Origin of the sequence: Parahaliea mediterranea, from assembly GCF_003402235.1 — a bacterium.
Taxonomy (GTDB): Bacteria; Pseudomonadota; Gammaproteobacteria; order Pseudomonadales; family Halieaceae; genus Parahaliea; species Parahaliea mediterranea.
Genome location: NZ_QEWO01000002.1, coordinates 641,710 through 667,383, shown reverse-complemented (window position 1 = coordinate 667,383; position 25,674 = coordinate 641,710). Strand labels below are relative to the sequence as shown.

Annotated in this window: 20 protein-coding genes and 1 tRNA gene; 12 read left to right on the top strand and 9 right to left on the bottom strand. The window is 62.6% G+C overall.

Going from position 1 to position 25,674, the window contains the following annotated elements; translation table 11 throughout:
• The first annotated feature begins 275 nt into the window (after positions 1 to 275).
• The 3 genes from DDZ17_RS08450 (at position 276) to DDZ17_RS08440 (ending at position 6,974) form a co-directional block, all read left to right on the top strand.
• Entirely contained in the window at positions 276 to 2,594 is a 2,319-nt protein-coding gene (locus tag DDZ17_RS08450) for a TonB-dependent receptor (RefSeq protein ID WP_116365745.1), read from the top strand.
• A 140-nt stretch (positions 2,595 to 2,734) separates the two neighbouring features.
• Positions 2,735 to 4,606 carry a DUF3604 domain-containing protein gene (locus tag DDZ17_RS08445; RefSeq protein WP_116366199.1) on the top strand — a complete coding sequence of 624 codons (1,872 nt, stop codon included), beginning with the start codon at positions 2,735 to 2,737 and terminating at the stop codon, positions 4,604 to 4,606.
• A gap of 22 nt (positions 4,607 to 4,628) precedes the next feature.
• The gene (locus tag DDZ17_RS08440) at positions 4,629 to 6,974 is read left to right on the top strand and encodes an arylsulfatase (protein ID WP_116365743.1); all 2,346 of its coding nucleotides are present in this window, start codon (positions 4,629 to 4,631) and stop codon (positions 6,972 to 6,974) included.
• A gap of 26 nt (positions 6,975 to 7,000) precedes the next feature.
• Here the strand turns inward: DDZ17_RS08440 and DDZ17_RS08435 are convergent.
• Positions 7,001 to 7,087: transfer RNA gene (locus tag DDZ17_RS08435), tRNA-Leu, on the bottom strand.
• 183 nt (positions 7,088 to 7,270) lie between these two features.
• Here DDZ17_RS08435 and DDZ17_RS08430 point away from each other — a divergent pair.
• From DDZ17_RS08430 to DDZ17_RS08400, 7 genes are all read left to right on the top strand, one after another.
• A complete protein-coding gene (locus DDZ17_RS08430; protein ID WP_193940563.1) occupies positions 7,271 to 7,504 on the top strand; it encodes a hypothetical protein in 234 nt (77 codons plus the stop codon).
• Between the two features lie 66 nt (positions 7,505 to 7,570).
• Positions 7,571 to 8,653 (top strand): tRNA preQ1(34) S-adenosylmethionine ribosyltransferase-isomerase QueA, encoded by a 1,083-nt coding sequence (queA, locus tag DDZ17_RS08425; RefSeq protein ID WP_116365739.1) that lies wholly within the window; start codon positions 7,571 to 7,573, stop codon positions 8,651 to 8,653.
• A gap of 14 nt (positions 8,654 to 8,667) precedes the next feature.
• Complete coding sequence (gene tgt, locus DDZ17_RS08420) at positions 8,668 to 9,771, top strand: tRNA guanosine(34) transglycosylase Tgt (RefSeq protein WP_193940573.1); 1,104 nt, start codon at positions 8,668 to 8,670, stop codon at positions 9,769 to 9,771.
• Positions 9,772 to 9,773: 2 nt separating this feature from the next.
• On the top strand, positions 9,774 to 10,094 hold the full coding sequence (locus DDZ17_RS08415) for a YqfO family protein (protein ID WP_116365735.1): 321 nt from the start codon (positions 9,774 to 9,776) through the stop codon (positions 10,092 to 10,094).
• Positions 10,095 to 10,697, top strand: a complete 603-nt coding sequence (locus DDZ17_RS08410) for an NUDIX hydrolase (RefSeq protein WP_116365733.1) — start codon at positions 10,095 to 10,097, stop codon at positions 10,695 to 10,697.
• Positions 10,694 to 11,218, top strand: coding sequence for a gamma carbonic anhydrase family protein (locus tag DDZ17_RS08405; protein ID WP_116365732.1), 525 nt, complete (start codon positions 10,694 to 10,696; stop codon positions 11,216 to 11,218). The genes DDZ17_RS08410 and DDZ17_RS08405 overlap by 4 nt, the downstream gene beginning before the upstream one ends.
• Positions 11,215 to 11,406, top strand: a complete 192-nt coding sequence (locus DDZ17_RS08400) for a DUF1289 domain-containing protein (protein ID WP_116365730.1) — start codon at positions 11,215 to 11,217, stop codon at positions 11,404 to 11,406. Before DDZ17_RS08405 ends, DDZ17_RS08400 begins: the two co-directional genes overlap by 4 nt.
• Positions 11,407 to 11,419: 13 nt before the next feature.
• Here the strand turns inward: DDZ17_RS08400 and DDZ17_RS08395 are convergent, their stop codons facing one another.
• Positions 11,420 to 12,121, bottom strand: coding sequence for a DUF3592 domain-containing protein (locus DDZ17_RS08395; protein ID WP_206613484.1), 702 nt, complete (start codon positions 12,119 to 12,121; stop codon positions 11,420 to 11,422).
• A gap of 99 nt (positions 12,122 to 12,220) precedes the next feature.
• Positions 12,221 to 14,341: a TonB-dependent receptor family protein gene (locus tag DDZ17_RS08390; protein WP_116365727.1), complete on the bottom strand. Its 2,121-nt coding sequence runs from the start codon at positions 14,339 to 14,341 to the stop codon at positions 12,221 to 12,223.
• Between the two features lie 234 nt (positions 14,342 to 14,575).
• Here DDZ17_RS08390 and DDZ17_RS08385 point away from each other — a divergent pair, with 234 nt between their 5' ends.
• Entirely contained in the window at positions 14,576 to 15,292 is a 717-nt protein-coding gene (locus tag DDZ17_RS08385) for a Crp/Fnr family transcriptional regulator (protein WP_170150183.1), read from the top strand.
• Positions 15,293 to 15,361: 69 nt separating this feature from the next.
• Here the strand turns inward: DDZ17_RS08385 and DDZ17_RS08380 are convergent, their stop codons facing one another.
• From DDZ17_RS08380 to DDZ17_RS08355, 6 genes are all read right to left on the bottom strand, one after another.
• Positions 15,362 to 17,875 (bottom strand): TonB-dependent receptor, encoded by a 2,514-nt coding sequence (locus tag DDZ17_RS08380; RefSeq protein ID WP_116365724.1) that lies wholly within the window; start codon positions 17,873 to 17,875, stop codon positions 15,362 to 15,364.
• Positions 17,876 to 18,076: 201 nt separating this feature from the next.
• Positions 18,077 to 20,218 carry a PQQ-dependent dehydrogenase, methanol/ethanol family gene (locus DDZ17_RS08375; RefSeq protein WP_116365722.1) on the bottom strand — a complete coding sequence of 714 codons (2,142 nt, stop codon included), beginning with the start codon at positions 20,216 to 20,218 and terminating at the stop codon, positions 18,077 to 18,079.
• Positions 20,218 to 21,003: an HpcH/HpaI aldolase family protein gene (locus tag DDZ17_RS08370; RefSeq protein WP_116365720.1), complete on the bottom strand. Its 786-nt coding sequence runs from the start codon at positions 21,001 to 21,003 to the stop codon at positions 20,218 to 20,220. The genes DDZ17_RS08375 and DDZ17_RS08370 overlap by 1 nt, the downstream gene beginning before the upstream one ends.
• A gap of 48 nt (positions 21,004 to 21,051) precedes the next feature.
• Positions 21,052 to 21,843 carry a 2-keto-4-pentenoate hydratase gene (locus DDZ17_RS08365; RefSeq protein WP_116365718.1) on the bottom strand — a complete coding sequence of 264 codons (792 nt, stop codon included), beginning with the start codon at positions 21,841 to 21,843 and terminating at the stop codon, positions 21,052 to 21,054.
• Positions 21,844 to 21,939: 96 nt separating this feature from the next.
• A complete protein-coding gene (locus tag DDZ17_RS08360; RefSeq protein WP_116365716.1) occupies positions 21,940 to 23,193 on the bottom strand; it encodes an HlyC/CorC family transporter in 1,254 nt (417 codons plus the stop codon).
• A gap of 127 nt (positions 23,194 to 23,320) precedes the next feature.
• Positions 23,321 to 24,121: a cytochrome C assembly family protein gene (locus DDZ17_RS08355; protein ID WP_116365714.1), complete on the bottom strand. Its 801-nt coding sequence runs from the start codon at positions 24,119 to 24,121 to the stop codon at positions 23,321 to 23,323.
• Positions 24,122 to 24,258: 137 nt separating this feature from the next.
• On the opposite strand from DDZ17_RS08355, the gene ffh reads away from it, so the two are divergent.
• The gene (gene ffh / locus DDZ17_RS08350; protein ID WP_116365712.1) at positions 24,259 to 25,653 is read left to right on the top strand and encodes a signal recognition particle protein; all 1,395 of its coding nucleotides are present in this window, start codon (positions 24,259 to 24,261) and stop codon (positions 25,651 to 25,653) included.
• Positions 25,654 to 25,674 lie beyond the last annotated feature (21 nt).

Sequence of the window (25,674 nt, the reverse complement as noted above, 5' to 3'; positions counted from 1 at the left end):
TTTTTTAGGGGCTGCCTGTACAAGCGCATTTTCCGCGGGCTATTTTTTTCGTTTATTTTTTCTATTTCGCCAAAGTGCTATTAAAGAAGGGTGTATGTGCCGTGCTGGTAAATTGTCGCGTAGATGACAGACTGGTTTCGGGCGGCGGATTAGTGTCGCAATAATCGATGATCTAAAAATAGCCAAGAGCGGCTTAAAAAAAACAAGAAGGCCCCAATAAAGGCCCGCTTAAAATCATTAGAAAAACCACAGCTATAATAACCGAGGATCGCCCGATGCCCCCACGTCTACGTGCTTTTAGTGCCCTGGCCGCTGCCCTGCTTACCGCCCAGCCTGCACTTTCCCAGTCCGCTCTTGAAGAGGTGGTTGTCACCGCCCAAAAGCGCACCGAGAGCCTGCAGGATGTTCCCCTGTCCATTATGGCGATGGGGGGCGAGGCCCTGGAAAGCGCCGGTATCGGCAGTGCCGACGACCTGACCCGCGTGGTGCCCAACCTGCGCATTAACCGCCAGGCCCAGGCGTCGGCAACGGTGATTCGCATGCGTGGTGTGGGTGCCTCTGGCAACAGCGCCATTGACCCCAGCGTGGCGCCCTTCATCGACGGGGTGTACATCCCGCGCCCCGGTGCAATCCTCAGCAGCTTCCTAGACGTGGCAAATGTTGAGGTGCTGCGCGGGCCGCAGGGCACCCTGTTTGGTCGCAACGCCACCACCGGGGCCCTGCAGATCAGCACCGTGGCGCCGCAGTTTGATGGGCTTGAAGGCGAGGTATTTGCGGAGGCGGGTAATTACGATGCCTACCGCCTGCGGGGCATCGTCAACGTGCCCGTGTCTGATACCTTCGCCCTGCGCTTTGCCGGCATGACCGATCAGCACGATGGTCTCTACGACAACAAACTGGACGGCAAGGACTGGGGCGATCGCGATGTCAACGTGGGCCGCGCGGCTGCCCGCTGGCAGCCCAGCGACAGTATCGACTGGATTGTGCGCTACGACTACGCCGAGATGGGCGGCGACGGCATCTTGCCGGCGGAGGTCTCCAGCAAAAATTCCCCTCCGGATTTGGTGAACCGCTTGGGCAACGCCTTTGGGCCGCTGTCGCCGGACATTGGCGACCCCTTCGACGGCACCGTTAGCCAGCGCCTGGTGGGTGGCCTGGACGATGAACAGTGGGGCCTGTCCAGCGACTTCAACTGGACACTGTCCTCCGGTTATCACCTGCGCTGGATTGCCGCGCAGCGCACCTGGAAGAACGACCAACTGGACGGCGATGTCATTTTCACCGGTGTGGACTTGCTTACCCGCCGTGGCTTGTATGATTCCGACGCCATGAGCCAGGAACTACAGTTCATTTCACCGGAAGATGCCCTGTTCGGCGAACGCATGGACTTTGTGGCCGGTCTTTACTACTTCGATGAAGACTACGAAATTGGCGAAGACCTTAATTTTGGCTCCGCGTTCTGCAGCGCGCTGCTGCCGCCTGCACAGGTGCCTGCGTGCCAGTCGTTCCCGCAGCAGGGGGCCACCCAGTTGCGTTTCGACCAGAGCGCCGAAAGTACCGCTGCCTTTATCGAAACCCGCTGGCGCCTGAGCGATTCGTTGGAGCTGACACTTGGCGGGCGTTATACCGAAGACGAAAAGCGCGCCCGCTTCAACCAGGAACTGGCCAACCCCTTTGGCGCGGCAGTGCGTGCTGCCGAAACCGGCGATTACGACTTCGACGACGATCAGTTTACCTATCGCGTGGTGCTTTCCTGGTTCCTCAATGACGACATGATGCTGTTTGCCAACTATTCCACTGGCTACAAATCCGGCGGTATCAATTCGTCCGGCGTGGCCACACCCCTGATTGGCCAGCGTGTGTTTGACTCCGAGTCGGTGGACAACCTGGAGCTTGGCATTAAGAGCACCTGGATGGGCGGCGCCATGCAGCTGAATGCCACCGCCTACCGCATGGAGATTGACGACTTCCAGGACCGCTCCTTCCGTGACGCCAGCTTCCTGATTACCAACGCCGGTTCCCTGCGTCAGCAGGGCCTGGAAATGGAACTCAAGATGCTGCCTACCGACAACCTGAGCTTCGACCTGTCGCTGGCCTACCTGGATTCGGAGTTCACCGACTTCAAGAATGCATCGCCCTTGCCCGGTTGTGCCGTGTTGCCGCCCCCCGGCACGCCGCAGTGCCCCAATCCGCAGGACAATACCGGCAAGCGCAACTCCTACTCCCCCGAGTGGGAACTGGCGGCAGCACTGGAATACACCTTCGACTTTGACAGCGGCATGAGCCTGGTTGCCCGCGGTGACTGGCAGTACGTTGATGACTTCCTGGCGGGCGGCTCCGACCTCAGTCCCCAGACCACTGTCGATGCGTACAACCTGTTTGGCGCGCGCCTGACGCTGCGCGGCAGCAACGCCAACTGGGAGGTCAGTGCCTTTGGTGAGAACCTCACCGATGAGCGTTATGCTATCCAGTATTTTACCCAGGTGCTCGGTGGGGCGCTGGGCCTGCTGGATACCTCCACCGGCGAGACCGTCATGCGCAATTATGTATCAGCGCCACGTACCTATGGCGTCAGTGTAAAATACCTGTTCTGAATGGTTCGTGAGCTGCCTTTGCCACCGCCGCAAACGGCGCGCCCGCGCCTGGCCCTGCACGCCAGGCGCGGGCCAGGCTTGCAAGGCATGCCACCTTGACGGCCGCCAATCGCCAATCCTTCAATTACCGGGAATCTGTTATGCGCAGTACCTTTAAACCCCGTCGCAAGCATCTGCTGGCTGGTCTGCTGGCTTGCTCCACAGTCTACGCCGCTGACTATTCTCCCTACGCCAAGCGTGACTATCCTACGGAAGTTTTCTGGGGCGATACCCACCTGCATACCAACCTGTCGATGGATGCCGCGGCCTTTGGCAACCGCCTGGGTCTGGAGGAAGCCTACCGGTTCGCGCGCGGCGAAACGGTGGAATCCAGTTCCGGGCAGCCGGTTCGGCTCTCCAGGCCCTTGGATTTCCTGGTGGCGGCAGATCACTCCGATGGGGCCGGGCTGTTCGGCCTGCTGGCCAGTGGCGACCCTTCGCTCACCCAATACCCCGACGCCCGGCGCTGGCACGAAATGCTGCGCCAGGGTAAAAACAAAAGTGTGGCTGAAGAGATGATCAATCGCTTTTCCAACGATGATTTGAGTTTCGATATCGTCGACCCGGCACTCGCCACGCCGGTGTGGCACCAAGTGGTGGACACCGCTGAGCGCTTCAATGACCCGGGAAAGTTCACGGCCTTTATCGGTTACGAATGGACCGCGCTGGATGCCGGCAATAACCTGCACCGCGTAGTGCTTTACCGCGATGGCGCCGACCGGCTACGGGACTACCTGCCGTTTAATGCCAGCACCAGCATCGACCCCGAAGCACTCTGGGATCACCTCGCTGAATACGAAGCGTCTACCGGCGGTCAGGTGCTGGCCATACCCCATAACGGCAACCTGTCCAACGGCGAAATGTTTGCGCCCGTTACCGGCAGTGGGCAAAAGTTTAGCCCTGCCTATATGGCAGAGCGGCGGCGCTGGGAACCGCTCTACGAGATCACCCAGATCAAGGGTGACAGCGAAACACACCCACTGTTGTCGCCAGACGATGAGTTCGCCGACTACGAAAGCTGGGATGTGGGCAACCTGGACTTCAGCCAGGCCAAGACCGACGACATGCTGCGCTACGAGTATGCCCGGGAAGCGCTGAAGCAGGGCCTTGAGTTCCAGGCCGCGCAAGGCGAAAACCCCTTCGAGTTCGGCGTAATCGGCAGTACTGACTCCCATACCTCGCTGGCCAGTGCCGAGGAGAATAATTTCTTTGGCAAGCACAAGGTGTTTGAGCCCGCGCCGGGACGGGCTGAAGGTGCTTACAAATCGGCGGGCAGCATCCATCTCATGCGTTGGCAGCAGGTGTCCTCTGGCTATGCCGCCGTGTGGGCAACTGAGAATACCCGCGAGGCCCTGTGGGACGCCCTCAAGCGGCGTGAAGTGTACGGCACCACCGGCACCCGCATGACCCTGCGCCTGTTCGCTGGCTGGGACTTCGAGGCAGCCGACGCAAACTCACCCGATATTGCCGCCATCGGCTACGCAGGAGGTGTGCCTATGGGTGCCGTGCTGCCACCGGCCCCGGCCGCCGCGGAAGCACCAACATTACTGGTGGCCGCCCAGCGCGACCCGATTGGCGCCAACCTCGATCGCCTGCAAATCGTAAAAGGCTGGGTGGATGCCGATGGCAATGCCCGCGAGAAGGTCTACGATGTAGCTTGGAGTGGCGATCGAGCGCCCGGCAGCGATGGCAAACTGCCTGCGGTAGGCAATACGGTGGACCTGGACACCGCCACCTGGCAGAACAGCATTGGTACGCAGGCCCTGGCCACCACCTGGCGCGACCCGGATTTCAACCCCAAGGTGCCGGCTTTTTACTACCTGCGTGTGCTGGAGATACCGACGCCGCGCTGGCCCGTCTACGACGCCGTGCGCTATGGCCGGCCGCTGCCGGAAGGGGCGGTGCTGACGGCGCAGGAGCGGGGCTACAGCTCCGCAGTTTGGTATTACCCGGATTCACATCCAGCGCAATAACGCCAACGTGAGGGGACCTATCATGCTTCGATTTTTCAGTCACTGGGCCGCCGTTTTGCTGCCAGCGGTGTTTTTTTCGGCGGGCATCCAGGCGGATACTCCCCAGGTGCTGCCGCGGCCAGACTTCCAGTTTGAAGGGCACGTTGGCAAAACCTACAAGGAGTCCGATCCCCCGCAGTTTCCCCAGCCCGCGCAGGCACCCAAAGGTGCGCCCAACGTCGTGCTTATCATGCTTGACGATACCGGGTTTGGACAGTACACCGCCTTTGGCGGCGGCATTCCCTCGCCGACGCTGGACAAACTGGCCGCCGAAGGCCTGAAGTACAACCGCTTCCATACCACAGCGCTGTGCAGCCCCACACGGGCGGCGCTGATTACCGGCCGCAATCACCATTCAGCGGCAAACGGTGTGATTACCGAAGCCGCCACCGGCTACGACGGCTATACAAGCATTATTCCGCGCAGTACGGGCAGTGTTGCCGAAGTGCTGCGCCAGAACGGCTACATGACCGCCTGGATCGGCAAGAACCACAACACACCCGCCTGGGAGACCAGCGCGGTTGGGCCCTTCGATCGCTGGGCCAACGGCCTGGGCTTTGACTACTTTTATGGCTTCAATGCCGGCGACATGAACCACTGGGATCCGCTGCTCTACGAAAACCGCAACCTGGTACCCCGCAGCAAAGACCCGGACTACCACCTGACCGAAGACATCGCCGACCGGGCCATCGACTGGGTGCGCCGCAGCACCAGTATCTCCCCGGACAAACCGTTCTTCCTGTATGTGGCTCCCGGGGCCAACCATTCGCCCCACCACGCACCCAAGGAGTGGATCGACAAATTCGCCGGCCAGTTCGACGAGGGTTGGGACGCCTACCGCGAGGCTACACTGGCGCGCCAGCTTGAACTGGGCGTCGTGCCAGCGGGTACCGAACTGACCGAGCGCAGCGCCGGCCTGCCGGCCTGGGATAGCCTTAACGACGACCAGAAGCGGTTGTACGCGCGCATGATGGAAGTCTTCGCCGGTTACGCCGCCCATGTCGATCATCACATGGGCCGCATCATCGATGCGGTGAAAGCAACCCCCGCCGCGGACAATACCCTGTTCATCTACATCGTTGGCGACAACGGTGCCAGCGCAGAGGGCGGGCTAGAGGGCAGCCTGAACGAAAACCTGTTCTTTAACGGTTTCCCCGAAAAATGGCAGGACAATATCCAGCACATCGACGAACTGGGCGGGCCCAAGTGGTTCAATCACTTCCCTAGTGCCTGGGCCCATGCTATGTCCACCCCCTTCCAGTGGACCAAGCAGGTAGCCAGTCATTTCGGTGGCACGCGTAACCCGATGATTATCTCCTGGCCGGCGCAGATCGACGACAGGGGCGGGCTGCGCAGTCAGTTTCTGCATGTTATCGACATCGTCCCGACCCTCTACGAGGCGATTGGCATCACACCGCCGACCGTGCTCAATGGCGTCGAGCAGAAGCCGATAGAAGGCACCAGCTTCCTGCAGACCTTCAATGACAAAAATGCGGCAGAAACCCGGCATAGCCAGTACTTCGAACTGCTGGTGAATCGCGGCATGTACCACGACGGCTGGATGGCTTCCAGCCGCAGCTTCGTTCCCTGGAGCCCCACCCGTGGCGAGTTCGACCCGATGACCGCCGAGTGGGAGCTTTACAACATCGACGAGGACTTCTCCCAGGCGCACAACCTGGCCGATGAGCACCCCGACAAAGTTGCCGAGCTGGAAGCCATGTTCTGGGACGAGGCAGAGAAGTACAACGTACTGCCTCTCGACTGGCGCGGCACCGTGCGCCTGAACGCCGAACTGCAGGGTCGCCCCAGCCTTGCCGGCAAGCGCAACCAGTACGTGTACTACCCCGGGCAGATCGCACTGCCCGACGGTGCGTCACCGCCGGTGCTGAACAAATCCTTCTCCGTCGCCATGGACATCACCATTCCTGAAGCCGGCGCAGAAGGCATGATCTTCACCCACGGCGGCCTCACCGGTGGCTATGGCATTTACCTGCGCGATGGCAAGGCACACTTCGTCTACAACATGCTGGCGATTGATCGCTACACCATCTCCAGTGCGCCATTGCCCACCGGCCGGGTATCGCTGGTGGCCGACGTTGCCTACCAGGGCAAAAACGGCGAGCGAGGCAAGGCTGCGGCGGTCACCCTCACCGCCAACGGTAAAAAAGTTGGTGAAGGCCAACTGGCCCGAACCGTGCCGCTGCAGTTCTCCCTGGGTGAAGGGGTCGACGTGGGTACCGATTCAGGCTCCGCCATCGACTTCAGCTACGACCTGCCATTCTCCTTTACCGGGCAGATAGAGAAAGTCACAGTCAGCTTGAAAGAGTAGGGCGCAAGCGTGCCGCGCTGATTGAGTGGTACCGGAGGCCGGACTCGAACCGGCACGCTTTTAAGGGCGGGGGATTTTGAATCCCCTGTGTCTACCAATTTCACCACTCCGGCACAGGAGTTGGGGCTTTAAGGGCCCCGGGAGAAGCGCGCGATTATAGCAACCGCCGGCCAAACTGCAATCGCTGGCCTTAACCTGGGTGGCAAATCCCTGTACACTCCGCGCCGTCCCGCCCATGGCGGAAAACGGCGGGTTGCTGCCAGGCGGCCCGTTATGAGTACCCAAGGAGATTGAGCATGGCTATGAAACTGGTTAAGAAAACCGACGAGTACAGCATTTACCAACGTGGCGATGAGCGCTACGCGGTGAAAAACGCAGCGAAGAAGCCCGTTAACGGCGAAGAGAAAGCCCGCATTCTGTTGGCAGAAGGCCTGATCAAGCTGACCCAGCCCGCCGAGAAACCGGCGGAAGAGGAAGCCCCGGCCGAAGACGCCGCCGCTGAAGAAGGCGGTGAAGAAGCCGCTGAGTAAGGGCTTTTCGCGCTATCATAAAGCCGGCCCTGTGCCGGCTTTTTTGTTTTTGAATACCGACATTGTATGAAACGCAGCGATTTCACCTACCACCTGCCGCCAGAACTGATCGCCCAGCACCCGCTGGCGGAACGCAGTGCCAGCCGCCTGCTGTGCCTGGATGGCGTCACCGGCGAACTGGCGCACCGGCAGTTCCCTGATCTGCTGGATCAGTTGCGCCCCGATGACCTGCTGGTGTTCAACAACACCCGGGTGATTCCCGCCCGCCTGTGGGGGCAGAAGGAAACCGGAGGGCGGCTGGAAATCCTCATCGAGCGCCTGACCGGTATCGATACCGCCCTGGCCCATGTGCGCTGCAGCAAGTCGCCCAGGCCCGGCAGCCGCATTCTGCTGTCCACCGAACCCGGTGGAGAGCCTGGCCCCTTCAGCCTGGAAGTGACCGAGCGGGTGGGGGCGCTGTTCGCCCTGAAGGCGCCGCAGGGCGAGCCCCTCAGCGAGATTCTGCAGGTGATTGGCCATATGCCGCTGCCGCCCTATATCGAGCGAGCAGACGACGCCGAGGACCAGGGTCGTTACCAGACGGTGTTTGCCGAGCGCGAAGGTGCCGTGGCTGCGCCCACCGCGGGCCTGCACTTCACCGACGAACTGCTGACAGCCATTGATGCGCGGGGAATCCGCCGGGCCTTTGTGACCCTGCATGTGGCGGCGGGCACCTTCCAGCCGGTGCGTGAGGAAAACATCGAAGACCACCCCATGCACGCGGAATACCTTGAGGTCAGTGCCGCCACCTGCGAGGCGGTGGCTGAAACCCGCCGCCGGGGCGGGCGGGTGATTGCGGTGGGCACCACGGCGGTGCGTTCGTTGGAAACCGCCAGCCAGGCCAGCGGCGAGCCGCAGCCCTATTGCGGCGACACGGATATTTTCATCTACCCCGGTTACCGTTTTCGCGCGGTGGATGCCATGGTGACCAACTTTCACCTGTCGGAGTCGACCCTGTTGATGCTGGTGAGCGCCTTTGTGGGGCGCGAGCGCATTCTTGCGGCCTATCAGGAAGCCATCAGCCAGCGTTACCGCTTTTTCAGTTACGGAGATGCCATGTTTATTACCGCCGGGGCTCAAATGGAGCCAAGCGTCAGGGCAGAGCGATGAGCCGCCAGTGTCACATGCAGTTCGAGCGCCGGGGCGGTGAAGGCGCCGCCCGCCGCGGCCGGCTGACCTTCCCCCGTGGCGTGGTGGAAACGCCCGCCTTTATGCCGGTGGGCACCTACGGCACGGTGAAGGGGATGCTGCCCCGGGATATTCGCGACATTGGCGCCCAGATTATTCTTGGCAATACCTTTCACCTGTGGTTGCGCCCGGGCACGGACATTATCGAGCAGCACGGTGACCTGCACGATTTCATGGGCTGGTCCGGCCCCATCCTCACGGACTCCGGCGGCTTCCAGGTATTCAGCCTGGGAGATATGCGCAAAATCACCGAGGAGGGCGTCAAGTTCCAGTCGCCGGTGGATGGCTCGCCGGTGTTTCTCGACCCGGAAACCTCCATGGCCATCCAGCGCAGCCTGGGCTCCGACATTGTGATGATCTTCGACGAGTGCACGCCTTATCCCGCCACCGAGAAGGAGGCGCGCGATTCGATGGAACTGTCGCTGCGCTGGGCCGCGCGCAGCAAGGCTGCCCACGGTGACAGCCCGGCGGCCCTGTTTGGCATTGTGCAGGGCGGCATGTACGCACAGCTGCGGGGCGAATCCCTCGCGGGGCTGACGGCAATCGGCTTTGACGGCTATGCCATCGGCGGCCTGTCAGTGGGCGAGCCCAAGGACGAGATGATGGCGGTGCTGGATGTGATGCAACCGCTGTTGCCCGAGGACAAACCGCGCTACCTGATGGGCGTTGGCACACCGGCGGATCTGCTGGAAGGCGTGCGCCGGGGGGTGGATATGTTCGATTGCGTGATGCCCACCCGCAACGCCCGCAACGGCAACCTGTTCACCTCCCGGGGCCAGCTCAAGCTGCGCAATGCCCGCCATAAAACCAGCACCCTGCCGCTGGATGAAAACTGCAGCTGTTATACCTGCCAGAACTTCAGCCGCGCCTACCTGCACCACCTGGACAAGTGCAACGAAATTCTTGGGTCCCAGCTCAACACCATCCACAACCTGCATTACTACCAGCAGCACATGGCCGGTATTCGCGCGGCCATTGAGGCGCGGCAACTGGATGACTTCGCCGCGGCCTTCTACGCCGCCCAAGCCGAAGGGGTGTAGCAATGTACAAGCTCTGCTTTTATGTTCCGCAATCCCACCTTGAGCCGGTAAAACAGGCGGTATTCGAGGCCGGTGGCGGCACCATTGGCGATTACGACTGCTGCTGCTGGCAGGTGGCGGGGCAGGGGCAGTTCCGGCCGCTGGCCGGCGCCAGGCCCTTTATCGGCAGCGCGGGCGAAGTGGAGCAGGTGGACGAATACCGGGTGGAACTGGTGGTGGATGAAGCGCACATTCGCGGGGTGATCGCCGCCCTGCGCCTGGCTCACCCTTACGAGGAGCCGGCCTTCGACGTGCTGCAGGTGGTGACGGAGTTCGATAGCTGAATGAGCGCCGCCGATGCCCTGCTCAAGCCCCTGGCGGCGGCCTTCCCGGTCAGCGATGCGCCCTGGCAGGGCGAGGGTCGCCAGGCTGGTGTGCTGGTGGCGTTGACGGACGAAGCGCAGCCACGGGTGATTCTGGGGCGCCGCGCCCATCACCTGCCCCTGCATCCGGGGGAGGTGGCCTTTCCCGGCGGCAAGCGCGAGGCGGTTGATCGCAGCCCCTGGGATACCGCCCTCAGGGAAGCACAGGAAGAGGTGGCACTGGCGCCGCAGGCGGTGCGCGCCGTTGCCCAGATGCCGCCCCTGCTGACCCGCTCGCGCTATCAGGTGCTGCCCTGTGTTGGCCTGGTGCCAGCTAGCGTGGTGCCCGAGGTGGACCCGGCGGAATTCGACAGCGCCTTTATGCCGCCCCTCTGTCAGTTCGACGGGCGCGAGGGTTTTCGCCTGGAGCGCATGCCCTACGGCGGTAGTGAGGTTTACGTACCCCACTATCAAGTGGGTGATGACAATGTGTGGGGGGTGACGGCCGCGGTACTGGCCCGCATTGTGAACCTGGTCTACGATGCCGGGCTCGATTTAAAACGCAACTGGGAGGATTTGCCATGAAATATTCGCTGGGCGACAAACAGGTCGCATTGGAAGGCGAGAACCACTTTATCGCCCCCAACGCGGCGGTGATCGGCGATGTGACACTGAAAGACAGCGCCAGCGTCTGGTTCAGTTGCGTGCTGCGCGGCGATGTTGAGCGCATTGAAGTCGGCGCCGGCAGCAACATTCAGGATGGCACCGTCATTCACGCGGATCCCGGGTTTCCCTGTGTGGTGGGCGCTAACGTGACTGTTGGCCACAATGCCATGCTGCATGGCTGCCACATTGGCGACGGCTCACTGGTGGGCATTGGCGCGGTGGTACTGAACGGCGCCAAGGTCGGCAAAAACTGCCTGATTGGCGCCAACGCCCTGGTGACCGAGGGCATGGACATTCCCGACGGCAGCCTGGTGCTTGGCGCGCCAGCCAAGGTGAAAAAGGCGCTGGGCGAGGACGCCATCGCCATGCTGGCACTTAACGCCAGTCACTATGTGAACAATGCCGCCAACTTCAACGCGCTGCTCAAGGAACAGGCGTGAACGAAGGCGAACCCAAATCGCCCTGCATTTCCGTGTGCGTGCTCAACACCGAGGATGTGTGCATCGGCTGTTACCGCAGCGCCGCCGAAATTACCGACTGGTTCATGGCCAGTGCGCAGGAGAAGCGCGCCATCATCCAGCGCGCGCGCGAGCGCATGCTGGCGGATAACCCCATCCGCCTGAGTTGAGTGCTTGTGCCCCCTAGCTGTTGCCCGCTGGCGGCAGGAAGGCGGTATCCATGTAATAGCGGGAAGGGTCATCCCGCTCGATATACACGGTGATGGATTCTGTGGTGACGAACTCGCTGGGGTCGTACCAGATGGGTTCGCTCTTGAAAACGTAGACCTTGCGTGTGCGCGGGTCCTGCCACTGGGCAAAAATGCGAAAGGGACTGCGGCCGTTGGATTTGTACGAAGTATCCAGCGCCACCGATTGCAGTTCTGCCTTCACCGGCGTGCCCTGCTGGCGCAGGTGGCCATGCAGGCGTTTACGGTACAGCAGGGTGGCGATAATGCCGCCGCCCACCAGCGTGAAAATGGTGCCCATGCCGCCGAGAATCAGCGCAAGGCCCCACAGCGAGAAAAAGCTCTCGATGCGCGCCCTCTCTGGCGTTTCTGGCCGATACAGCACGGTTACCTTTTCTCCCCGGTGAAACGACGGCGGGTTGCTGCCACTGCTGGAGGTGAATTCCACCTTCCTGCCATCGGCGCTGGTGAAGGTGACCACCGGGCGGTAGGTGGTGGAATCCGACGAGCGCGAGCGCACCAGGTCGATCACCTCGCCCTCGGCCCTGGTCGCATGGGCGATGAAGTCCTGTGTATTCAGGTATCCCCACACCGCGCCGCCCAGCATCAGCAGTCCGGTAACGGCGAATATGGTGGGTACAATTTTGAGTGCGTTCACGGGAACCTCCCTGTTGCCTGCACTCAATTATAGCCAGCATCCACCTGTTGGTGTGGCGGCAAGGTGCCGCTGGCGGCCATGCAGTGTCACGAGCGGGCCCTATAGGGCAAAGCGCACCCCGGCGAAGGCGGACAGGCGGGCCCCCGGCGCGAGCACGGCGGCGTCTGGCGCCGCCACGTCGCGCACTTTGACGGTGGCGATGTAATCCTCATCCAGCAGGTTCTTCACTTCGGCGAAAAGCTCCCAGCGCTCGCTGCTGTAGCCGGCGCGCAGGCCCAGCAGCTGGTAGCTCTCAACCTGGTAGGTGTTGGCAAAGTCGGCGTAGCGCTCGTCAATCACATCAAAGGTGGGGCCGGCGTAAAAGCCGCTGGCGTGGCGGTACAGCACCTCGCCGCGCAGGGCATAGCCGGGGGCTGCCGGCAGCTGGTTGTCGCCGTACAGGGCGTCGTCATCAAAGCTGAATTCGTTCACAGTCACGCTCAGGGTGGGCTGCAGGCTGTGTACGCCGGCGGCATCCAGCGCGAAGCTGGCGCCCACCAGGGCTTCGATGCCGGCATGAATGGTGTTGTCCACGTTGGCCGACAGGCTGGTGCCGGGGGCGGCCGGGTCGTCCACCGAAAGAATCTCGTCGTTGATCTCGCCGTAATAGAGCGCCACGTCCCAGTGCCAGTTGCTGGCGTTGCCCAGCGCCTGCTGGCCCCGGCTGCCCACCTCCAGCACGGTGCCGCTCATGGCGTCCAGCAGGGCGTTGCTGGCGCTCACGTCGTCCTCCAGCTCGTAGTTGGTGGGCGCCTCGTAGGTGCGGCTAAGGTTGGCGAATAGGGACACGTTGTCGCTCACGTCGTAAATCAGGCCCAGTCGCGGGTTCACGCTGTCGTAGCTGCCCTCGGGGTTGCGCAGGGCGCCGCTGGCCACGGTCTCGTTCCAGATTTCGCGCTCGGTCCACAGGGCCTGCAGGCCGTAGACCAGGGTCCAGTTGCTGGCGAGCTGCCAGCGGTCAACGGCAAAGGCTTCGACGCTGCGGGCGCTGTTGTCCACGCGGGTATCCAGCCGGGTGCGTTCGCCGCCCCGGTGGCTGTAGTTGCCGCCGGTCACGGCGTTGTCGCCCAGGTCGATACCCAGCAGCACGTCGTGGTTGCCGGCGCGCAGGTTGTAGCGGGCGTTGGCGCCGATATTGCGGTGGTCGGTATCAATCAGCAGGCTGAAAACCTGGGTGGGTGGCTGTGGGCCGGGGCCGTCAAAATCCACCGCCACATCAACGATGGGGTGGTGCAGGGACTGTTCTTCCCAGGACAGGCCAAAGGAGAGGTCGCTGTTGTCGTTCAGGTTCCACCGGGTGGTGCTGGCCAGGCGCCAGCTTTTTACGTCGCGGCTGTAGTTGCCGCGCAGGGCATCGGCGGTGGCCTGGCTGGAGTCGTCTGCCACCTGCTCGGCGCTCAGGTTGCCGGGCAGTTCGCTGTCGTTGTCCAGCCAGTTAAAGAACAGCCGGGTTTCACCCCGCTCGCTGAACTGCCAGCCGGCGTTGGCGTACAGCCCGTTGCGGCGCTGGGCGCTGTGCTCGCGGTAGCCGTCGAAGGCCTTGTGCTCCACGCTCAGCAGGCCGTCCAGGCCGTTGTCGCCCACCCCGCCAATGCTGGCGCGGGCGTTCAGAAGGCCGTCGCTGCCGCCGCTGAAAAAGGCCTGCACAGGGGCGCTGTCGCGGGCGGTGGGGGTCTGGAAGTTAATGGCGCCACCGAGGGTGGCGGCGCCGTAGGTGAGGGCGTTGGCGCCGCGCGCCACACTGGCATAGCGCGCGGCCAGGGGGTCGATAAAGCGGTTGTGGTTGTTGCCATCGGCGGTGGTGACGGGCAGCCCGTCCTGCAGCAGTTTGATGCCGTTGGCATCGTAGTCGGTGGCGTCCAGGTTGGAGCCGCGACTGGAGAGAAACACGCTGTCGCCGCCGCTGGCGCTGTCACTCCAGATGCCGGGCGCGTAACGCAGCATGTCCGCCAGGTTGCTGACGTTGCGCTGGTACAGCGCTTCACCGTCGATCAGCGAAAGGCCACCCGGCGTCAGCGACTGTTGCTTGAGCAGGTCCATCTGCAACTGCTTGGCGCGCACTTCCACGGTTTCCAACCGGTTTTCCTCGCTCTGTGCAGTGGCTGCGGAGCCGCTGGCGGCTATGGCGGCTGTGGCGAGAAGGGCGGCATGAAGGGGAGAGCGCAAAGCAAGCAACAACATGGTGTGGTTCCGGTCGATATGCAGGGGCGGAAAGTATAGGGAGGGTTGCATCGCAGGGGGATGCGACACGTTGTCGCATCGTTTGATGCGGCGGGGGCGGTGCGTTCGCCTGGGCTTGCATCGCACCTGCGGGCCGGTACTGGTATGATTTTTTGCCCGGACCCGGTTTGCCTGCGTAGTGTGCAGAATGCCGGAACCGCAATTGCTATGGAAAGAAAATCAGCGAGGCAGGCAATGCGCGTTATTCCCCACATGCACGACTTTGTCAGCGGCCTGCCTCCGGCGGGGCGTGAGGCCTTTGAACGCATGAGCAGTTTGCGCCAGGTGGCCGCGGGTAGCGCGGTGTATCGCCAGGGTGATTCCTCCGATGAGGTCTACCAACTGGTGGCGGGGGTGGTGCAGCTATGCAACTACACCGAGGATGGCCGCGAAATCATCACCGCCCAGTTTCGCGCGGGCGATTGTATTGGCGAGATGGGCATGATCGATGGCCTGCCGCGCGTCAGCCATGCGCTGGCCCTGGAGGACTGTGTGCTGCGTGTGTTGGGCCGGCGCCAGTTCGAGGCCCTGGTGGCGGAGTTCCCGGAGCTGAACCAGACCCTGCTGTTGACACTGTGCAGGCGCCTGCGAGCGCTCTACGCGCTGCATGAAGAGGGCGGGCTTAATCTGCATCAGCGGGTGGCGCGGGCCATTCACCGGCTGGCATTTACCCACGGCCGCTACGACGAGGATAACGCCCGTTATGTGGATCTCTCACAAGAGGAACTGGCGCGCCTGATGGGGGCATCCCGGCAGAGTATCAATCGTGAGTTGCAGGCCCTGCGCAAGGCCGGGGTGGTGGAGTTGCGTTACGGCCGCATTTACGTGAACGACCTGGAAAAACTGGCGAAGAACTACGGGTATCTCACCGGCATGGAGCAGATCACCACAGCCTATGATGCGCCCGAGTAGCTGGCTGCTGCAGTAAAAAAAGCGCCGGGGAGGAGGGAATCTCCCCGGCGCAGGATCTGCATGGGCAGATCAGAAGCGGTAGGTGGCTTGCAGCAGGTAGCTGCGCGGGCGGTCCAGCAGCTTGAAGCCATTGCCGGCGACCAGGGGCTGGTCATTGGCGTTGGCGGTGCTGGTGTATTCGTCGGTGAGGTTCTTGCCGACCAGCGCCAGTTCCCAGTTGCCCGCCACGCTGCCCAGGCTCACGCGGGCGTCGTACTTGGTGTACGACTCCTGGTAGGCATAGATGGGGTCGAGATCGGAGGCGGTGTACTGCTCGTCGGCGTAGTTCACGTTCAGCACAAAACGCGCTTCCAGCGTATTGCCCACGGGCTGCACATAGCTGAGGTTCAGGTTGTAGGCCCATTCGGGCGAGAACACGTTGGTGCTGCCGCCCGCGTCGCGGTAGGCATCTGGCGTGCCAAAGTTCATACAGCCGCCGCGCACATCGTCTGCCGGGCTGGCCCAGCAGGGCGCATTGGGCCAGGAGGCGTAGGTGGCATCCAGGTAGCTGCCGGCAAAGCGCACGGTGAGCTTTTCGGTGGCGGCCCAGTTGATGTCCACCTCCACACCCTGGGACTCGATCTCCGCGGCGTTCTGCACAAAAAAGCCCGTGGCGCCGTCAAAGATGTTCACCTGGTAGTCTTCCACCGCAACGTAGAAGGCCGTGGCGTTCAGGGTCATGGTGTTATCAAGCAGGTAGGCCTTTACACCCAGTTCGTAGTTTTCCGCGGTTTCCTCTTCGTACTCGAACAGCGGGTCATCGTTGGTGGACAGGAAGCGGCCGTCAAAGCCGCCACCCTTGGTGCCGGTGGAGGCGGTGGCAAACACCATCACGTCCTCGGTGATGTCGTGCTCCAGGGTAATCTGCCAGTTCCAGTCCTGCTCTTTGCGGTCGCGGCCGCGGATGTCGTGCTCGGAGGTACCCAGCAGTTGCCCGTAGATCAGCTCGGTGACTTGCCCCGCGCTAACACCGCCGAGGTCCACCGCACCAAAGCCTGCCAGGAAGTCGTCATAGTCGGCGGCGCTGTCACCGTAGGCCAATGAGCCGGCGGGCAGGCCCGCCAGTGCGCTGTAGTCCCAACCGCCGGTAAAGTACTTGTCGAGGCGGTGGTCTGCGGTTTTCTGTTCCTCGAAGTAGCGCAGGCCAAGGGTCAGGCGCGTGGCGTCGGTAAAGCTGTAGGTGGTGGAGCCAAACACCGCCCACATGTCCTGCTCCTGATCCAGGGTGTATTCACGGGACAGGTTGGGCACCAGCAGGGGGCTGGGGGCGCCGACCATCTGGTAGGCCATGGAGGTACCGAAGGCGTCCCGGGCGTTGTAGGTCAAATCGCTCTGGTGGTAGTAAAGCCCCACGATGTAGTCGAGTTTCTCACCACCGGGAGAGGTCAGGCGGATTTCCTGGCTGAACTGGTCGTAGTCCTCCCGGGCGTCGGCCTGGGTGAGGGGCAGGGCGGCAAAGTCGCAGTCACAGATGTCGCGGTACTCGTACTGGGCATAGCCTGTGATGGCCGTCAGGGTGTGGTCGCCGATGGCCCAGTCCAGGGTCAGGCTGCCCACATCCATGTCGTTCTGGCTGCCTTCTTCCAGGTCGGGGAAGCCCGGCAGGCCGGCGAACTCGGGCAGTACCTGCCCGAGCAGGGCGCCACCATCGTTGACCACGGCGCGCTCGTCGTCGTATCTCTCCCGGCCGTTGCCGCCGGTAGCGGCGGCCACCAGGGCCTGGTTGAGGTTGTTGAAGGCTACTGCGCCAGCGTTAAAGGGGTTGAACACGCCCAGCTGGGTGGTGGTCTGGGTGGCGTCGAACTGGCTGTTTTCCCATTTGCCGGTGATGGTCAGGTTGTCGGTGGCGTCCCAGGCCAGTTGCGCGCGCACGGTAGTGTCCTCGCGCGAGGGGCCATCGTCGCCGGTCATCACGTTGTCCAGATAGCCGTCAATTTCGTAGCCGCGGGCGGCAATACGGCCGCGCAGGTTGTCGGTGATAGGGCCGGAGAGGTAGCCGTTCAGTTCTTTTTCACCATAGCTGCCGTAGCTGGCGTTCACCATGCCTTCGAATTCTTCGGTGGGCTTGGCGGTAATCAGGCTGATGGCGCCGCCAATGGTGTTCTTGCCGAACAGGATGGACTGGGGTCCGCGCAGAACCTCGACCCGCTCCAGGTCCATGAAGGGCGCCCGCGAGAGCTGGTGGCGGCCCATGTAGACCCCGTCGTGGAAGATCGACACCGACTGCTCCATACCCTGGTTGGCGCCGGGCGTTCCCACGCCGCGAATGAAGATGAAGTTGTAGATCGGGTTCTGGGAGATGGTCACCGCCGGCATATCGACGGCGAAGTCTTCCGCCCGGGTAATGTTCATGTCCTTGATGGATTCACCGCTCATGGCGATCATCGAGATCGGTACGTCCTGCAGGCTTTCGGCGCGCAGGGTGGCGGTGACCACGACTTCTTCCAGTTGCTGTGCCTGGCTACCCTGGGCAAGCAACAGCCCCAGCGCTATGGCAGACAGTGATGACGCAGGTTTAACAACATTGCTGATGACAGAGTTCATCTCATTCCCTCTTTAATTGTTAGTTCAGCCAGGCGGAGTGCGTATGCCCCGCCTGGTCAGGGGAGAGTGAATGCTACGTCAGGGGGCAATTTGCGCAGTGTCACAAGCGCGACACATGCAGAAAATTTGTCTGAAGAACAACCCGAATCCGGCAGGCCCGCAGCGTGTGCGGCGCTTGCCGGGAGTGGGGTAGGGGCGGCCCTACTGGGCGCCGGCTTTGTCCGCCTCGCTGCGCTTGGCGTCCTGTTTGAGCAGTTCGCTACGCCAATGGTGGGCGCGCTCAATCACGTACTGGTGAATGGACTCAACCTGCTTGGGCTCGAGAATCCCGCCGAAGGGCGGCATGCCCTTGTTGGCGCGGATGCCAAATACGATGGGCAGGAAGTCTTCGTGCTCCTGGGGGGTGAGGTAGCGCAGGTCGGGGATAATGTCGGCGCTCATCGCCGACAGGCCGTGGCACACCCCGCAGTGCAGGGCGAACAGCTCGGCGCCTTCGGCCAGTGTGGCCTCGTCGGCTTCCACTGGTGGCGGGTTGGGCAGCTCGATCTTGCGGCGCTTGATGGGGGGAAGTTCCGCCTTGCCGTTCAGCTTGAACACGTACAGGCGTGAGTCATTCACCACGTGGGTGCGGTAGGCCAGGGCTCCGAAGGTAATGGGGAAGGCGCCGCCCCAGCCGACGTTGAAGGCCACGTATTGCTCGCCGTCCACTTCGTAGGAGATCGGGCCTGCTCCTACCCCGCTGGATACGCTCTGTTCCCACAGTTGCTCGCCGGTATCCGCCGCGTAGGCCAGCACCCGGCCATCCGCGGTGCCCTGGAATACCAGGTTACCGGCGGTGCTCAGCGTGCCGCCATTGGCGATGTGCTCGTAGGGCTGGCTCCAGCGCTCTTCCTGCTTGACCGGATCCCAGGCCTGCAGTTTGCCACGGTACACACCGGCCAACTCTTCAACGGCGTCCAGGGTTTCTGGCACCTTGGGTACTACCAGGCCCAGGTTGGGCACGCCCGGGCGTGTCACCGGCGGTTTCTCCAGAGGCTCGAAGTACTCCATCGTCACCTGCTGGGGGATGTACACCAGCCCAGTGTCGGGGCTGTAGCTCATCGGGTTCCAGTTATGGGCACCCTGGGAGCCGGGGAAGACCACCTTGGGCTCGCCGTTGGTCCAGTAGTCGGCCGCTTCCCAGTCGACAATCGGGCGGCCGGTCTGCGGGTCGATACCCTTGGCCCAAGTGACATGGCCGAATTTTTCGGCGGACAGGAATTCACCGGTGGCAGCATCCAGCACATAGAAAAAGCCGTTCTTGGGTGCCTGCATCACCACCCGGCGAGGTTCGCCGTCAATGGGCAGGGTGGTCACGATGATGTGCTGGGTGGCGGTGTAGTCCCAGGCGTCGCCAGGGGTGGTCTGGTAGTGCCAGACGTATTCGCCGGTCTCTGGCCGCAGTGCCACGATGGAGGACACGAACAGGTTGTCGCCCTTGGCCTCGGAGCGCAGCGCCGGGTTCCAGAATGAGGCATTGCCAACGCCAATGTAGAGCAAATCGAGGTTTGCATCGTAGGCCATGGCATCCCACACAGTGCCGCCGCCACCCTGTTTCCAGTAGTCGTCGCCGTGCCAGGTTTTACGGATCATGGTGATGGTGTCGGTTTCGTCGCCCTGGGCCGGGTCGCCTGGCACGGTAAAGAAGCGCCAGGCCTGCTTGCCGCTATCGACGTCGTAGGCGGTGATATAGCCGCGCACGCCGAACTCTGCGCCGCCGTTGCCAATAATCACCTTGCCCTTCACGACGCGGGGCGCACCGGTGATGGTGTAGTTGCGGTCCGGGTCGATCAGGGTATTGACTGACCACACACGCTCGCCGGTCTTGGCGTCGAGGGCTTCCAGGCGGCCATCGTAAACGCCAACGAACACCTTGCCACCCCACACGGCCACCCCGCGGTTGGCGGCGTCACAGCAGCCGCGCCCCTGAATACCGCGCCACACTTTGGGATCGTAGCGCCACAGTTCCCTGCCGGTTTTCGCATCCAGCGCGTACACCATGCTGTAGGCGCCGGTGGTATACATCACCCCGTCGACCACGATGGGGGTGGCTTCTACGACGCGATCCAATTCGTACTTGTAGGTCCAGGCCAGACCCAGATCATCCACGTTCTCGTCGTTGATGCTGGCCAGTGGAGAGAAGCGCTCCTCACCGTAATTGCGGCCGGTGCTCATCCAGTTGCCGGGCTCCTGGTCGGCGGCCACCAGGCGCTTGCCAGTGACCTCTGCGGCCTGGCTGGTAGCGGCCAGGCAGGAACTCAGAAGCAGGGGGGCAATCGTTCTTATAGTGGAAAGGGCTTTCATTAGTACACGGCCTCACTCGGGTTGTTTTCATTGTCTCCACTGGCGATCGCCAGGGCCTGTTGGGCACCGCTGCGGAAAAAACTGATATCAGTGCCGGCGGAAGCAAAGTCGAATCCTCCCTCCAAGGCAGAGTTTGCCATCTGCGCAGTGTAGCCGAACATGCCGGTGGCAATGCCGGCATCGCCGGTCGCTTTCAGTATGCGCTCGATGGCGGCCCGGAACGGCGGGCTGTCAAAATCGCCGGGAGGCAGGCCCAGGCCGTAGCACAGGTCCATGGGGCCAACGAAGAGGGCGTCGATGCCGGTAGTGGCGGCGATGGCCTCCACGTTGGCCAGGCCTTCCTCGGTTTCTATCATGGCGATGCAGGCGATTTGTTCGTTGGCAGTGGCGAGGTAGTTGAAGCCCTCGATCATGGCGTCGCGCAATGGCCCGCAGGAGCGATTGCCCGCCGGTGGGTAGCGGCAGGCTGCGGCGGCCCGGCGGGCGTCGTCGGCGGTATTGACCATGGGCACAATAACCCCGTGGGCGCCGGCGTCCAGCACTTTGCCGATCTGGTCGCTCTGGTTGGCGGCAACGCGCACCAGCGGTGTCAGTGGCTGGCCGCAGATGGCCGGCAGCAGGCGGGTGAGGTCACTGTAGTCCATCAGCCCGTGCTGCAGGTCAAAGCAGATCCAGTCAAAGCCCATGCGGGCGAGGGTTTCCGCCAGGTGGATGTCCGGAAGGTTGGACCACACGCCGAGGGAGCTCTCCCCGACGCGCCAGTGTTGCAGTGCCTGGTTGATCATGACGTGGTTCCTGTGGAGGGCGAGTTAGGTACGTGCCGGCGAATGGGTTCAGTCGAAGGCCAGGTGGACGTCGCCAAAGCCGCTGTCGAAGCGGGCGATGATTTCATCGCCGGCCTGCACCGGCAGGGCGCGCAGGAAGGAGCCGGAAAGGATCACGTCCCCCGGCTCAAAGGCCACGTCGAACTCGCTGAGTTTGTTGGCCAGCCAGGCCACGGCAGTGAGGGGGTTGCCGAGCACCGCATCTGCAGCGCCGGATTCACGCACTTCGCCGTTGATCAAGAGGTCGCCTCGCACCGCGCGCACGTCAATGTCCGTGAGCTTGCGCGGATTGCCGCCCAGCACCACGCCGCCCACCGCGGCAAGATCAGCGATGGTGTCGCGCACGGTCATACCCGGCGTCATGGCCACACGAAAGTCCACAATCTCAATGGCCGGCAACACGCACTCGGTGGCGCGGATGACATCCGCCACGTTGATGCCGGGGCCCGCCAGGCGTTGCTTCATGACGAAGGCCAGTTCGATTTCTACCAGCGGCGTCTGCCAGCTGGCGCGCGGCGTGCGGCTCGCCTCGGGCAGGAACATGTGATCCAGCATGGCGCTGTAGTCCGGCTCGGTGGTGCCGGCCATTTCCTGCATGGCTTTGGAGGTCAGGCCAATCTTGTAGCCTTTCACGCGTCGTCCCTGGGCTTTGAAGGCGGCGACAACCTGCTCCTGGATGCGGTAGGCGTCTTCCATTTCCAGCTCGGGATATTCGGTGCTGAGCAGGGGAATCTGCCCGCCTTCGGCGAAGCAGCGGGATATACGCGCAGCAATGGACTGGCGCAGTTCTGCGGTAAGCATAACAACCTCATCGTGTTATAGGTCTTGAGGGAGGCCGATTTTACTGTTCGCGGGTGGCTGGCTCTGTCGCCAGCGTGACAGTTGCCCCAGGCAAATTCAGGCAGCGGACGCGCGCACTGCCTGTACCACGTTGCCCTGCAGTTCGAGGATTTCCAGTCGGTAGCCGTCAATTGCCAGCCCGGCGTTGCCATCCGGGAAGGACTCCAGGTACTCCAGAATCAGGCCACTCAGTGTTTTGGGGCCGTCGGTGGGCAGTTCCCAGTCCAGGGATTTGTTGATTTCGCGAATGTTGGCGTTGCCGGTGATGATGTAGCTGCCATCGCGCTGGGGGAAGATGGTGTCGGCGGTATCCACCAGGTTGGAAGTGAACTCGCCCACGATTTCCTCGAGGATATCCTCCAGCGCCACCAGGCCCATCACATCGCCGTATTCATCCACCACCACGCCCAGGCGCAGCTTGTTCTTCTGGAAGTTGAACAGTTGGGTGTGCAGGGGCGTGTTTTCAGGGATGAAATAGGGCGCCTCCATCTCCCGCTCCAGGGCACCGCGGTCCAGGCCCTGCTTGTCGATCACGCGGCTGATGTTACGCATGTGCAGCACGCCGACGATGTTGTTGATGTCGTCACGCCAGACTGGCAGGCGGGTGTGGGAGCTTGCCTGGATGGTGCTGAGGATTTCTTCGTCGGAGTCGTCCAGGTCGATGCCGTAAACATCATTGCGCGGCACCATGATGTCGTCCACCGACACTTCCTCCAGGTCGAGGATGTTCAGCAGCATGCCGCGGTGGCGGGTGGGAATCAGCTGGCCGGCCTCGGTAACGATGGTGCGCAGTTCCTCGGTGGAGACGTGCTCGTCGCCGCCTTTGGACGGGTCCACGCCCATCAGCCGCATTAGGCCGTTGGTCACGGTGTTGATCAGCCACACCGCCGGATACATGAGTTTCATCAGCGGCAACAGCACAATGCTGGCCGGGAAGGCGACTTTCTCCGGATACAGGGCGGCGATGGTCTTGGGGGTGATTTCCGCGAAGATGAGGATGACCAGCGTCAGGCCGCCGGTGGCGATGGCGATACCGGCGTCACCCCACAGGCGAATGGCAATCACCGTGGCGATGGCGGAGGCCAGGATGTTGACCAGGTTGTTGCCAATCAGGATCAGGCCGATCAGCCGATCGGGCCGCTGCAGCAGTTTGCTGGCCCGGCGCGCTCCGCGATGCTTGTTTTTCCTGAGGTGTTTCAGCCGGTAGCGATTGAGGGACATCATGCCGGTCTCGGAACTGGAAAAGAAACCGGAGAGCAAAATGAGGACTACCAGAACTGAGCTTAAAAGACCCAGCGGTGCTTCGTTCAAGTCAGGAAAAAACCCTTGGTAATGAGCAAACGGCTATCTTGAAGAAAAACCCCGGGCGGGGCAAGCGCTGTATGGCGTCTATTCGCGGCACCCATAGACGGGTGGAGTCAGGGGCCCGAAGGCGGCGTCAGCGCTGCAAAATCAGCTCCAGCACCAGCTTGGAGCCAAAAAAGGCCAGCATCAGCGACAGAAAACCCGCCAGGGTCAGGCGCACGGCCGTCTGGCTGCGCCAGCCGAGCTGGTAGTGGCCCCACAGCAGGGTGGAAAAGGTCAGCCAGGCGACCAGGCTGAGCACGGTCTTGTGCACCAGGTGCTGGGCGAACAGGTCCTCGACAAAGAGAAAGCCGGTGACAATGGCCACGCTCAGCAGGATCACGCCCACCCACAGCAGCTCAAACAGCATGCTTTCCATGCGCTGCAGGGGCGGCAGCCAGCGCACAATGCCCCCCGGATGGCGTTCGTGCAACTGGCGGTCCTGCACCGCCAGCACACCCGCCTGCACCGCGGCCAGGGTCAGTACGGCATAGGCGAGAATGGAGCTGGCTACATGCACCAGCAGGCCGTGCCCGAGCTGGCTGCCGCTTTCCGTCTGCGGGCCCAGGCTGGATACCATCACCGCCACCGCCGACAGGGGGAAAATCACCAGCAGCAGGTTGTGCAGCGGGCGCTTTAATAGGATGGCGGCCACGCAGACGGTGTTAACCGCAAGGAATACCAGGGCAGCCACCCGGTAAAAGCCCAGGTGGACGCCGTCGGCCGCGCTGATGCTGTCCCAGGCCACCACCGCGTGGCAGGCCATGGCCAGCACCGCAACGGTGACCGGCATGCGGCTGGCGGTGGCTCCGCGCTGGGCGAGAGACACCAGTTGCATCCCGGTCGCCACCAGGTAAAGCAGGGCGGCCAGGGTGGCAATCAGAGGAAGTGGCATGGGTTTTTAGGATGGGCCCGGGTGGCGTATACTGCGCCCCTTTGTACCGACTTGTCCCCGCGGAATCAATAGCGCCAGCGTGCCGCGGCAGCTTCCTGCGGCTTCCTGCAAGCAGCGTTTAGTAAAGAGTTTTCCCCATGTTCCAGAGTTTGTCTGATCGCCTGTCCAACAGCCTGCGCAATGTCACCGGCAAAGCCAAGCTGACCGAGGACAATATCCAGGACACCCTGCGCGAGGTGCGCATGGCGCTGCTGGAGGCCGACGTGGCCCTGCCGGTGGTGAAGCAGTTTGTTGAATCCGTGAAGCAGCGCGCCCTGGGTCAGGAGGTACTGAAAAGCCTGAGCCCGGGCCAGGCCTTCCTCAAGATCGTGCAGGCCGAGCTGGAAGCGGTCATGGGCAGCGCCAACGAGGGGCTCAACCTGGCGGTGCAGCCGCCGGCGGTGATCCTCATGGCCGGCCTGCAGGGCGCCGGTAAAACCACCTCGGTTGGCAAGCTGGCCAAGCTGCTCAAAGAGCGCGACAAAAAGTCGGTTACCGTGGTGAGTGCCGACGTGTACCGCCCGGCGGCCATCAAGCAGTTGGAAACCCTGGCGGGTGAGGTCGGGGTCGATTTCTTCCCCAGCCAGCCGGACCAGAAACCCGTGGACATCGCCCGCGCCGCCATCGATCACGCCAAAGTGAAGTTTTCCGATGTGCTGATTGTGGATACCGCCGGCCGCTTGACGGTGGACGAGGCCATGATGGCCGAGATCACCGAACTGCATAAGGTGCTGAACCCGGCGGAAACCCTGTTCGTGGTAGACGCCATGACCGGCCAGGACGCCGCCAATACCGCCAAGGCTTTTGGCGAGGCCCTGCCCCTGACGGGCGTCATCCTCACCAAGGTGGATGCCGACAGCCGCGGCGGTGCCGCGCTCTCGGTGCGCACGGTGACCGGCAAGCCGATCAAGTTCCTCGGGGTGGGCGAGAAAACCGCCGCCCTGGACCCCTTCCACCCGGATCGCCTGGCCTCGCGCATCCTGGGCATGGGCGATGTGCTGTCGCTGATCGAAGAGGCGGAGCAGAAGGTCGACCGCGCCAAAGCCGAGAAACTGGCGCGCAAGGTCAAGAAGGGGCAGAAGTTCGACCTTGAGGACTTCCGCGACCAACTGCAGCAGATGAACAACATGGGCGGCATCACCGGCATGCTGGACAAGCTGCCAGGCATGGGCAACATGGCGCAGATGGCCCAGCAGAACCTGGACATGAAAATGTTCGCCCGCATGGAGGCGATGATCAACTCCATGACCCCGCTGGAGCGGCGCAAGCCGGAGCTGATTTCTGGTTCTCGCAAGCGCCGCATCACCCAGGGCTCCGGCACCCAGGTGCAGGACCTCAATCGCCTGCTGAAGCAGCACAAGCAGATGCAGAAGATGATGAAGAAAATGAAGGGCGGCGGCATGGAGAAAATGATGCGCGGCATGGGCGGGATGCTCGGTGGCGGCGGTGGTGGTGGCATGATGCCCCCCGGCGGCGGCTTCCCCTTCCGCTGATCTGCCTAAGCCCGCGGAATT